Genomic DNA, 12,978 nt, shown 5'->3' with positions numbered 1-12,978 from the left:
CTTCGGCTTCCCCAGCCGATCCGTGCTGCCCAGGAACCAAAACGTTCCTCTGATGCTTCGATGACCTCGGCGGATCCGGAGCGCGCGCGATCTGCCGCCCGTTTAAGCGATCGAGCCACGCGCCGCATCAAAGCCGCCATCTTGGCGGCAACGCGCGACGGATAATCTCCGCCGTCGATTTGGGCGGCGAAATGCAGCAGCGAGCCCTCGATGGGCTTCGCCAGTCTCCGGGAAGGAGCCTGGACCACTGGCCACGGTCGGCAATTCAGCGGCTCCGCAGGTTCGCCTCAGTTCTTTAAAACCACATGAAATGCGCTGGTCAGCTCCAAGATAGCTTCATAAGCACGCGCGCTAGAATGACTGATAGCCGAGGGCCTGAAGCCGGAGGGTCGGATCGTCGAGCGTACACCCGTCCTTGATATCCTTGAGCGGACCGGTCGAACTGCGCCCCTGGGGGGCTTCGAAGCACTCGATATGCAATTGAATTTTGTCGTAGGGCGCGACCACGTCCGCCAGAACATTTCCGGACGATTTTTCGCCGTTGGCAAGATCGGCAAGATAACCGATGATATCGCCTTGGCCGACAGCCTGCCCCATCGCCACAAGCCCGCTGCTGGCGTTGATGGCCAGGTGGGCATACAACGTATAAAATCCATTCTGATGATCGATGACAACCGTATATCCATAGCCGGTGGTCGCAGAGCCGTTGATTTGGCAATAGGCAACCGTGCCATCCGAGGTCGCACGAACCTGATAGATGCTCTTGTCCGCCGAGCTTTGATTGGCGACGATGTCGACGCCCTGATGGCTGTGTCCGGCGCCCCTTGGTGCACCGAAACTGCCCGGTCCTCCCCGCAACAGAGTGGAAGTCATGAGTGTCGGCGTGATTGCGATGACGTCGTCGATGCTTGCCATGATGCCTCTCCTCAAAGTTGGTTTGCTAAGTATTGATTCTTCAATCTCCCGGAGCGAGGCAGCCACAAATCCGCGTCCGGACGCTCAGCTCTCGTAGACTTGAAAGTCCTGTCGCTCCTGCGGAAGTTGGCCACCTCCGGTCCGGTCGACCTTCACGAGACAGCCAAATTCCTTGCCGGCGACGGGCGCGTCATTGACCGTCAACGGCCACAGGAAAAACCCACGGCGCCTGACGTGACCGGCGACGAGATCATTGAACAGGTCCGGGAAGTCAATTGCCTGCGGAAGCGGCGCGGTCGCAAACAATGCGGTACCGACGGCGGCCGGCAGGCGATGCAGTGTCGCGAGTCCATAGGTCGAAGCCGGCGGCGGCAGCACCGGCTCGGCGATGATCCCGACGCTGAGCGTCAATTGCTGGGTCGGATCGGAGTCGTTGCTTACGGTGATTTGCAGACGATCACCCGCAACAAATTGAACAAGGACGTCGGCCGCGGGTTTCTTGGGATCGACCGGCTCCCGCAATGACGAAAGAGCGATCACATAGGGCTGGCACCCTTCGACGAGATACCGAGCCTTGACAGGCGGCGCTTCCGTAGGCGTCGTCGCCGCGATCTGCAGCTGCCGCGGGGGACTACCGTCACGAGGGACGATCTGGAGCGTCAATGACCAGCCGTTCGCCGACGTCGGCGGCTCCGGTTGTTTGTCCGGCGCCTTCTCCCGCTTCCAGAATGCGAGATAGATTTTCGCGGACGGATCGTATTCCGCGCGATCGACCGCCAGCCAATGCGGCACATTTGCGATGGCATACTGATAGCTGGTTATGGGGCTCCCCAACTCGCGATCATAGGCAGGATCGCCGAAAGCGAGCGTAAATGTCTGGACCGGAAGCCAGCGTTGCCGGCTCGGAATGTGCGGCAGGTTGAACACCAGAACGTGCGGTGGCCCCGGACGGAGCTTTGTGACCGCATTGGGGTCAAGACTGATAGTGCCGTTCGGCTGCGGTGTCGGATCGGTCGTAATCTCGGGCTTTATCGGTGTCGTCCCGCGGATCGTCAATCGCACCGGCGTATCCGCGGAAGCGTTGTTCAAGGCCTGCGCGACCGCAGCTTGAGCCAAAGCCCCCTGCGGTCCCTCCACGGCGAGTTCGACCGGCAGTCGCATCGGATCGGCGACCGGTTTGCCTTTTGCATCGATCCCCCATGTCAATCTTGTGAAGACGATCAGCGTATCTCCCACAGCAAGCTCGCACCGTGGAGATTCGATGACCCCACCGGGCGATGGCAGCAGACCGATCCGCGCCAGCGCTACTGCCGCGGAAGGGTTCGAACCGGGCACCGTCACCATCAATCGGATCTTGCCGTCCCAGTCAGCGGAAAGTCGCCCCTGATCGGGCTGTTGCACCGCGATCGTTACGGCATGCGGGCTGTTGACGTCGCCGCTGCGGTCGAAACGAATAATTTGCGCCGGCCCGAGCACGACCTTGAACGTCTTGAGGTGGCCGCCGGCGCCGATTTCATCGGCCGCGACATAGGTTTTGCGCCGGATCGTCAGATCCGAAATCTCGGGCAGCGCCGACGATCGCGGCGCCCGCACCTGATGGACCGTGAGCGGCGCGCGCCAGGCCGGACGGCCGAAGCGGTCGAACTGCGAATCGAACGGCACCATCGAGGAGGTCAGCAGCAAGCCCTCGAACTGGGTGAGCAACACGCCGGGCCGCTGGCCGGTCACGGTGGCTTCGATCGCGCCCGGAAGCATCGGCGCCAGCCCCGGCCGGTCGGCGGCCTTGTTGGTGTCCGATGGCAGGGGATTGCGAGCCTGTCGGAATGCTCCCGCCATGGCATCGACCGTCGGCGCGCGGGCGCGCGGCGGTGCGAGCACCGACAGCCGGTCGGGCGCCGAGCGCAGATTTTTGGCGGCGGCCCGCCGCAACGCGACGCGCTGCCCGGCGGCAACAAAGGCACTGCTGCGAACTTCGGCGGCATCGTCTGGCCAATACCCGCCTTCGATCGTCTTGTCCGCGGATATCTCTTCCTGAGGAACGACGCTGCGATCCCAGGCAATGGCCGGCCAGGCCGCCGAGCGGACGCGCCCTGCCCATGCCTGATCGTTGCGGCGAACCTCCTCCGCGCCGAGGTCGGCGTGAGCCAAAGCAAGTTCAGCGGCGCGCGGCATCAATGGCCAACCCAGCGCCGGCGACGCATAGATCGTATCGAACATCTTGCGCAGCGTGTGCGCCCTGCGAACCGAAAGCGCGGGCTCCGCTCCCTTTGTCACAAGCCACGAGACGTGCGGAAGCGCTGTGGCGGCAGCCTGCGGCAGCTCGCCCGTATCGTGAATCGTCAAATAGCTGCTGTCCACGCTTGCCAGGATGATCACCCGCGGACTGGCGCTCAATCCAAGTGCAAGCATCTCAGCGTCAGCGCGCTGCGGCCCGTCGAGGACGACGCTGTTGTCGGAGGGATCGACCAGCATTTGGGCCGTCGCGGCAGGCAGTTCTGCCGTATGGATCGCCATATCGTCGGCCACGATGATCGAGACGGCCGGCGCCGGTGTTTCGTCCACCTGCTGCCCCGGCTTCCATGCCGTGACCGAAAACCTGACCTCCTGCGCCAGGCGCATTCCGTTGTCGTTCAGCGGCTCATCGCGCGCCGTGACGCAACTGATCCGCGACGCAAACGGAGCGCCCGGCGCATTTGCCAATCCTGCAAAGGCTTTTGCGACCGCACTCAGGGCCAGCAGCGTGCGCGGAAACAACGGACGGCTGAGAAAAGCCACGCTGGCATCCGTCGGCTGCAGGATCGCCTGATCGACGGGTACCATCGTGCGAGCCCGACCGCCTCCGACGATCGCCGACATCCGGGCTTCGATCAGCCTCTGCGTTCCATCCTGGGCGGCGAACGAACTGACCGGCAAACCGTCGAGCGGGCGCGGTGCGCCGGCCGCAGCATCGTAAAGCGCGATGTCGTAGGTGCGGATCTTGTCATCAGTTTGGGGGCAGCTGGACAAAACGCCGAGCGCCACCTTGCCGTCGGGATCGTTCTTCATCGGTGCCCACGGCAAAATCCATTGCAACACCAGCGGAACGCCGAAGTCCGGTTTCGCCGGCGACGTGACCACTTCGGTGACCGCGGCACCGGTCAGGACGAGTGACGGCTTCGGCGAGGACGTCTTCAATGCCTGCATGACGTATTCGACCGGGAAGCCCGCATCGGCGAGCGCGCGCCGCACGACTCCGGCAATCCGGATGTCCGGGTCGGAGGCGTTGTCCTTGTACCTTGCGAGAAATGCGTAGCGATCGCGGGCGGGATCGGGAGCAAGCTTGGCGCTCTCGACCAGCCGTATCATGTCGAACAATGCCAATTCGTCGATCGACGTCCATTTCAGTTCGCCCGCGGCTGGCTGGCCCGGTTGGACGGGCCACGCCCCGGACGAGGGTTGCAGGACGTGATCCACGACGGCCCTGAAAAGCCAGGGACTGTTGAGAATGATGGTGGAACCGGCTGCGTCGAGCGCGAGCAGATCCGTCGGAAGTTCATGGGCGCAGATCCGCGGCGTGACCTGGTGCGACAGCGTCAGCGTCGGTTGCGCCGGATCGTTCGTGCCGTTGACCTGCAGTTTCGCTTTCCAGTCACCCGGCAAGGCAGCGTCCGGGTTGAAGCGAATATTGGCGGGATCCGAAAATGGCCGCATCGCCGGATCGGAGGCCGCCGGAATCGCAATCGTGACCCGCCCGACCGGCCATGATACCGAGCTGGTATTGAGGTTTGGGGCCGCAAACGCCGCGTCGATCAAGAGGCGCGATCGCCAGCTCGGCTTCTTGGTCTGATCGACGGCGCTCTTGTGTCGATGACGGACCGCGGTAATCCGCTGCGGCAAGTCCGCTGCTCCCTCGGCGTCGAAGGCGAACTCTGCGAATACCGAGCCGAGACCGGGCCTGGGCCAATCAGGCCATTTTACGCCGTCGGGGGCATAGGTTTTCTTGAATACGACTGCTACGGCCCCGCGCAACCGGCCGTCGGGAAGCGGCAACCCGCGGAACAGCGCCGGATCGTCAGCGAGCTTGACGTCGGTCTGGATCTTCATCGTGATCACGCCCAGATCGTGATCGACGATCTCCTCGTCGCCGGCATTCGCGAAGGATAGCCCCAGCCATTGCAGTTTGCCCTCCTTGTCAAAGCTGCGCTTGACGGCGATCGGGCTGTTGGCCTCATCGCGCAGCGGAATGCGAAGTGTGCCTTCGCTGAGATACCATTGCGGACAGGCCGGCGTGCCGTCCGCGTTGCGGGACCAGATCAACTGCATTGTTTTCAGATCGAGCAATCCATTTTGCCCTGCGGGCGCCGTGAACGTCGCCTCCAATCCGTCCGCCGTGAAATGCGCGTCCTTGGTGTCGAGATTGCAATCCTGTCCGAACAGGCGCACGCGAACATTCGCCGCCGCGATATCGGGTGCATTGCCTTTGACGGCGGGCTTGAATTCGAACGTGAGCTGGGCCTGCGATGTCGGAAAGCGGCCTTGGCCGGACGGCCCGTGATTCACGGTCATATCCGAAACCAGCGAAATCGGTCTTGTCGATACGACGAAGGGATCGGAGGCCGCCGCCGGATCGGACGGATCCTTCAGCTCGCACCGTTCCATGGCCTTCAGCCTGAGGCTGCCGGACGGCGCGGCGGGATCCGGATCCGGTTCGAACGTCATCTTCACGAGATTGCCGGTAGTGTAGATCGTCTCCGCGGCGAACGGCGCCACGTCGATGCCATCCGACGATGGCGACCTGTACTGCACCGAGACCAGGATCTCGAGATTCTCCAGCTGGCCGTTCGCAGAAAATCCGACGTCGAGCAGCCGCAGCGGAAGCGCGGCCAAGGGACCTGCGAGATCGAATTCGAACCGGCCGCGCGACGGCTTCGGTTTTGGTGCCGTGGCGCCCGGCTCCGGCGGACCGTAAAAGCTCCACTCGTAAAGCGTCCTGGCCAGCCGGTTGCGATTGATGGCGGCGGGATCCGGCCCAAATGCGGTTTCCAGACCGCCCGACCGGTCGAATATCAGCGTGCTGACATTCGGTGTGTGCGTATCCGGGTTTTGCTGAAGCGGCAGATCGCGGAACCAGAAACTACACACGCTAGTGCCGATCTTGACCCTGGCCGGCTGCCGCAGCGTCGCGAGGATCAGGCTGCGATCATCCGGCGCGGCGCGGAGCATCGCCGCCCGGCCCGTAAACTGGGGCTGGCTCATCAGGTCCGGAGCCTTCGCAAGCGACAGGCCGCGCGCGTCCTGAAGATGTCCGACCGCTGGCGCGGCAGGATCGGCGGACGCAAACGACGACGACGCAAAACCGTTGACCCTGATCTCGCCGGGAGGCGCTGTGGCCGGCACCAGTTGCAGTTCGGCACCGCTGATCCGGAAGCTCGTCGTATCGGGCAGGCCACCCAATGCGGCGGGACCGGACAGCCACCCATCACCCGCCCCGAGGCAATAGGAGCCGAGATTGATGTCCGTGCTCGCGATATTGTTCGGCTTCATCGGTAACGCGCTGAAAGAAAACGTCGCCGGCTTCCAGACATAGGGTTCGGCTATGCCGCGAACCACGCCACCCGCGACACCGGACAATGGATGCCAAAGGTCGACGAGGGATTGGCCGCTTCCGTCGTTTTTTTCCAACAGCACGACCCGGTCCGCTTCGGTCCGCGCGCGCGCCAGCCGCCGCGCATTTTCGGCCCAGACAGCGGACAGCGCGACCATGTCGAGCGCGGTGGGCAGGTTGCTGCCTTTGGGCGCCGCCGCGGGCTGTGGCGCGGCCGGCGGCATTGTCTCGGGCGCCTTGGCGTTTGCGAACAATTCGTCGAGAATCGGCAAATCGAAACGAAGCGAAACCCGCATCTGGCTGTCGGACGTCGGCAGCTTCGCATCCGTCGCAGCCGTGAACTCGATGCCCGGCAGCGTCAGCGAGGCCAGCGCCACACCGGCGGCCTCCGCCGGCGATGATGGATAGGCCTTCTGCGCCATGACCGTCGTCTTTGGCCACGGCCAACGCCAGCGACCGTCACCATGCGCGGTTGCCGGCTGCGGCAGCTTCGCGACGTCGATATGCGGCAACCGCGTGATAGCGCCGTCGGGGCTGACGAAATTGAACACCAGCGGCGCAGTCGAACTGCCGACCACCTCCGATGGCACGAGTTCACGTGTTGCCGAGGGACGCATCGCGCTTTCGGCAGTCCGGGTCATCGAGATCGACGAAACCAGCGCAAGCGTCGGATGCGGCTGCCAGACCAGTACCGGATTGGTGGCCGATCCGAGCAGCGGCAGCGGGAATTTGATCGTGGACGGACCGCGCTCGGTGAACGCATCGACCGTCACTTTCCAGTTGCCCGGGCCGTCCACGCCAAATGAAATGGGAACGCTGGCGAGCGCCGCCGGGCCGGCATCCAGCGGCGGCAGCACGTCGGTCGGTGACGGGCTCGCCTCACCCGACCACAATGCGCCCTCGAGCGTTCCGGCCGCGCCGTTCACGACGGCAACGATCGTGCGCGACGATCCGATATCCGGCTTGCTCCAGGTAACCGTGACCAGAATGTTTTGCGCCGCGACGATTTCAAGTCCGGGCAATTTCGGGTCGTCGGCAGGCACGTCGATGTTGGCGGTCCCGATCGCAAGGCGCAGATAGCCTCGAAAGGCCGAATCCGCAGCCACCAGCGAGAGCTTCGGATCGCTCGGCTGCGGCGCCGGCGGCAACGGCATCTGAACCCAGCCGCGCTCCAGCGCAATGAACGCATAGGGCGGGCGCCTATCGGGCGCGATGGCCCCGGATTGCGCCCAGACATTCTGCAGCCGCGCCGCAAGGGGCGCGCTTTCGACGATACCCGTGAACGACGACATCTCGACCTTGTCGGGATTGATCGAAGGCGGAGCCGTCTCGCTCCACGTCAGGGTGAGATCGGAAGACGCCGGATTCGTCGTGCCGGTCCAGTCCTTTGCCTGCGACTGGATCGTGAGGACGAACCCGTCGGCCGGACGGCGCGCCGACAGCATGGTCTTGTGGCGGGAGAACTCGGCAACACCGGGCTCGCCGCCACCGAAATCCTGACGCGTCAACAAACGCGCGGTCACCGAGTTCTCCAGCAACCGAACCGCCGGAACCAGGCTTGCCGCGGGGATGCCTTGCGGGTTCTCGCAGGTCCAGACCGGCGATCCTGCATTGTTGCCGGTGACGAGCGGCCACGCCAACGGCGGAATGCTGCCCGTGTCGGCCTGAACCAGAAGACAACGGCTCTGCTCGGCGAGGTTGCGCGACAGCGACGCCAGCTTGGCGTTGAGGTAGGTGAACGGCGCCACGGCGCCCGGCGCGGACGAGACATATTGGCCAATCAAATCCAGTTGCAAACCGGCAAGCCCGTCCCCGTTGTCGAACACGACCAGGCGAAACCGCAACGACAGCCCGGATTTCGTGAAGTCGACCGGGTCGGCCGTGCTCTCGCTGAAGGGATCAGGCACCAGCGCGTCGAACTCGACGCCCTCCGGCGTCAGATCGAAAGCGATGGCGTCCGAAACTGCGGCGTGGCCGGGGACGGGTTTTGCGGTCTTGCGACGAGGGATGAACAACCCGCCAAAAATCCTGACGTAATTCCCCGGCACGGTCCAGTCGATCGCAAGCAATCGGGTCAGTGCGTAACGCCTGTCTGCGCCATCGCCGGCTTTCGGCTCGGCATCCCGCGCGCAGCCGACGTGAATGTGCCCGCGGGTCGCAGCAAGCCGGGGCGCCGCCAATTCGAACACGCCACTCGTCGCGGTGAAACCGTCCGCGGTCGGAGGCCAGCCCGACTTCGGAGCGACCCGCAGTTCGGCGTATCGCGACGCGGCAACCGCCGCGGCGGGCTGATGCAATTCGGCCAGCGCGAATGGCGTGAATTGAGCCTTGCCGATCTTGATGAAGGGTGCGCCCGCCGGATTGTTGCGAAAGTCCACCGCCGTCGCCGCGGTCGCGAGCAGCATCGGCTCCTGGAAGAAGACGTCCGGTTTTCCCCGAACATGCACCTGTCGCGGCGAAGCCCGTTGCAGCAGGAGGCGGATCGAATGGTTGCGCAGCGTGGGCGAATTGGCAGGCGCGGCGTTCTCGTAACCGAGGTCGAGCCAGGCCTGCCAGAGCGGATCGTTACTGCCTATAGCCGGGCCGTCGATATGCAGCCTGCGAAATGCGGTCATCGGATCGGCCATAGGTCAGACCTTCCTTGCAAGCTGATCTTGCTGCGGCGTGGATATACCACGATAGGCTTTCACGCGCGGCAACCGGCCGGCGCCGAAAATCTGATCGGTGATGGCGCGGTCGACGAAGCGCTTGAGGGCGTCCTTGTCCGCAAGTCCCGCCAGGCCGTCGATCGCGTTCATGATGCTGGATCGATCCGCATCGTCTGGCGCTTGTCGCAACAGCAGCGACCACGGTTTCTTGCCGCCGATCGCCGCCGGGTCGAGCGCGTTGAGCGCGGACTGAATTGCGGCCTTGGCCAGCGCGCCGCAAGGCAGATGGACCTCGATGGTCTCGGCGACACCGTCTTCGAGGGCGCCGAGATCCATAATCGCAACGGCAGTGAAGTGCTCGGCTTCGACGGCCTTCACCAGGGCCTGGATTCTTGCCGAAAGGCCCGGATCGGGCGGCGTCAGCTTGACCGCGATCGGGATCGCCATGACGACATCCGTGCATGCGGGCAACAGCAGCGCGTCTGCCAGCTTCCGCGCGTCGTCGGCGATCGCGCCGGCCGGCAGCGAAACCGTCAGCGGCGCGTAATTCATGAAGCGGCTGTCAATCTCGTCGCGCGTTGCAAGGACGCGGCGCATCTCCGCGATGATGGGGGTGGCGACGCCCAGCGAGAACTCGGCCATCGTGTAGTTCGCCGCGGTGACCGGGACGATCGCGCGTATCGCGGCACGCTGGTCGACGCCGACATCCGGCTTCAACGGCCACGCCCATTGCGGCGAGACTTGCGCCATCACGACGGCCGGCGATGGACTGGTCAGCCGCGGCAGGCCCGCAGTGAAGGCGCTGGTGCTGAAGCTCTTGAGCAGTGGCGGTGCGGCCGGATTCGCATTGATCCACAGATCGAGGAAATCCGTGATCTCCTTTGCGGCTGCGCTCGCCGCGATATAGGGCGCATAGAGCGCGCGCCATGACGCAACGCCCGCCTTGAATGCGGGCCAACCCGGAGCAGTGGTCGGCGGCAGCACGGTGAACTGAACCGTGGTCGTCGGTGCAATGCCACAAAAGGCGACGAAATCCGTCGGCCTGATTTCGAACAGTTGCAGGGCGTCGGTGACGTTGCCGGATGGATGTTCCGCCGGCTTGATCGAGGGAGCGAACTCCGTGGACAACGCAGCCCCCTGGAAGACTAGCACCTTTGGATAGAGATTCCAGGTTGCCGTGTTCGGCGTCCGCTCCAGATGCGGCGCCGGCACGTTTGCCGGGTCGAACAGCGGACCGACCAGATTCGCCCCGAAGCGAGATGTCGGGCTGCCCGGCGTCGCGGCGCGCTGCTGTCCCATGATGTCGATTTCCGTCGACGCCGACGACAAGCCGGCATCATCAGCAGCGACGACCGCAATTTCGTAGCGAACCACCGGGTCGGGCAGCATGAACACATCCGGAATGGCACGTCCCCGGAGCCATGCCTTTCGCGAGTCCTGCGGCATTGAATCGAACAGGCGGACCAGCGGAAGCCCGAAAGTGACCCAGAGGCCGGGAGGCAGCGGAGCGCTCTGCCGGCTTACCGACCAATATGGCGCCGGCGTCGGCACTTCGAGATCGTCGGCGCCCCCTTGCGTCCAGGGCAATCCGAGTTCGTAGTGGCCCTCCTCGACCGTAGCGACGACAGGATCCGACACCACGACGCCCGCGGAAGCGAACGCCGCAACATGGGTGCGGAAGAAGTACGGAAGCGCCTCCGTCCGTAGCGCGAGCGCGCCGCGCCAACCGTCCGGATACCGTCCGACGCCCCCTTGGTCGTCGCGTGCGAGACCTCCAAAGGCGTCGGCGCTCTCGATGAGCTTGGGAACCGCCGGCCGGTTATTCCAATCGCCAAAGCCCTCGGTGGTCGAGATGTTGGGCTGAACATCGTTCGCCCAGGTCTGCATTGGAAACTCGCGCCAGAACCCGAACGAAACCGTCTCGAACGACAATGCGCCTTCAACGGTGACGTTGGCTTCGGAAAGAATTTCCTCCGTATGCCGCGCGAACAGATACTCGAGGACCTGACGCGGGGGAGGCTTCTTCGTCTGGCCGTGAGGCGTTGGCGGAATGATCTCGACGAGCTTGGCATCCACCAAAACCGGCGGCGCGAGCGGCTCGGTCCGTGGGATCACGACGTCGAAGAACCGGCGGCTCCAATTGTCCTCGAACGCTTGCTGCAGATCCGGGCTCCCGGCGATCGGATCGCTCCAGGCGCCTCCGAGCCGCGGCGGCGCCGGGACCGTATCCGGGTCGCTTGCATGCAACAGCGCGTCGGCGAAGCCGTCATAGCGTCCGAACGGCTTGATCGCGTAGCGCTTGAGACGGCGCTTTCGGTCGTCGTGCACGAACGTTACCTGCATCGTCCCGTCGGGAGCCACACCGACCCGCCACGGCTCCGGTCGCGTGACTTCGGCGATCGCAAACAGCGGAGCTTCCAACAGGTTCGGCGGCGTCGGCGGCCCGCAGTCGAAGAAGCGCCGCGTCCAATCCGGGATACGCGCCACCAAGGTCGGTTCGTCGTCTGCGCTGGGCCAGCCCTCCGGCAGACGCTTGCGGGTATAGCTTTTGAGGCTTGTGATGGCGGCGAGCAACGAAGGATGGCCATTGGTCCCGGTCAGAGCCCGAACCCGTGGCGCAGTCAGGTCGGGGAAGCGGCCGAACGCGCTGACCTCGCTCGAGCTGAAATCGACCGGCTGGGTAATCTGGCTGACCTGCGCATTGCTTGCCCAGGGGACAGACCCGTCCGGGCCGAACAGCGTCGCCGCATCCCCCGAGCTTACGATGACCCGCGCGATCGCGACGGTGACCGGATCGCCGGACCCCGAGCCCTTGGCCGTGATGTCGAGCGTCGTCTGCTCGCCCGTTCCGTCGAGCATCGCGGCGCGCAGATCCTTGAGCGCCGGGTCGAAATTCTTCGGCGCCAGCGTGACGATCGGCGGTTTCGCAAGTCCAGAGGTGAGATCGATGACCTCGGCGACCGCGACCAGGTGCGAGGCTCCGGTGAGCGTGTCGAGGTCGAGTGTGACCTTCACGCCGGGCTTCGCCCGGATCGCGAAATACGCCGCCACCTTATCGATCGACGTTGGCGTCCAGCCTTCCGTTTCCGTCCCCTTGTCGACCCAGGTTTTGGCAAACCGGTCGACGGTCGGACGCAACGAGATCTGGACCAGCGACAGCGCCGGGCCAGCAAGAAACTCGGCAGCGTCGTTCGCGCTGACGCCGCGCATGCCGCCGTCGAACGAGGCCAGCGACAGCGTACCGCCGGCATGGGTCATGACGTCGACGAAGGGACAACCGACGTCGTCGTGCCGGTATCTCGGCAGGACCTCATGGAACGATCCCTGCAGCTGCCGCAAGGTGTCTGCCGGCGTCAGGTAGTCGCGCTTCTCGGTGTCGTAAAGCTTGATGCCGGCGGCGAGGCCGAGCGTGCGCAGGATGCTCCAGCCATACGGATCGCGTTGCACCGGCGTCTCGTCGAACCAGCCGGGCACGTCCTTTGCGTTGACCTTCGGCAACTGCTCGAGCACCGGTTCGTAGCGCCGGTATTTCGGCCCCTTCGCCACGACACCCAGCGCGCTCACCTTGATCTTGAACGGCGCCGGAGCGGGATGCGCCGGGTTCTGTGCAACACCGACATCGACGACCAGACGTGCCGTGACGGCGGCGGTGTTCAATGGATCGGCCAAAGCCTTGAGCTGTCCGCCGTCGAGCTTCACGGCCAGCCGGCCCACGGCGGCCTGGATCTGTCCGGCCACGCCTGTCTTGCTGGACCTGTCGATCGTGAAGACGGCAGCCGAGAAATCAAAGTCACCGCCAATTTGGAACCCGAGCACGGGTTGGGCCGGGGC

3 protein-coding genes are annotated in these 12,978 nt (G+C 64.6%); all 3 read right to left on the bottom strand.

The window, feature by feature from the left end; translation table 11 throughout:
• Nucleotides 1-351 precede the first annotated feature (351 nt).
• The 3 genes from AC1VNY_RS18590 to AC1VNY_RS18580 all read right to left on the bottom strand — a co-directional run bounded on the left by AC1VNY_RS18590 (nt 352) and on the right by AC1VNY_RS18580 (nt 12,885).
• Nucleotides 352-915 carry a murein hydrolase activator EnvC family protein gene (locus AC1VNY_RS18590; protein WP_482406275.1) on the bottom strand — a complete coding sequence of 188 codons (564 nt, stop codon included), beginning with the start codon at nt 913-915 and terminating at the stop codon, nt 352-354.
• 84 nt (nt 916-999) lie between these two features.
• Nucleotides 1,000-9,126: a hypothetical protein gene (locus AC1VNY_RS18585; protein ID WP_482406274.1), complete on the bottom strand. Its 8,127-nt coding sequence runs from the start codon at nt 9,124-9,126 to the stop codon at nt 1,000-1,002.
• Between the two features lie 3 nt (nt 9,127-9,129).
• Entirely contained in the window at nt 9,130-12,885 is a 3,756-nt protein-coding gene (locus AC1VNY_RS18580) for a hypothetical protein (protein ID WP_482406273.1), read from the bottom strand.
• Nucleotides 12,886-12,978 lie beyond the last annotated feature (93 nt).

It is taken from the genome of Bradyrhizobium ferriligni, assembly GCF_056837965.1.
The sequence above is the reverse complement of the archived record's forward strand: the minus strand, read 5'-3'. Positions and strand labels throughout refer to the sequence as shown.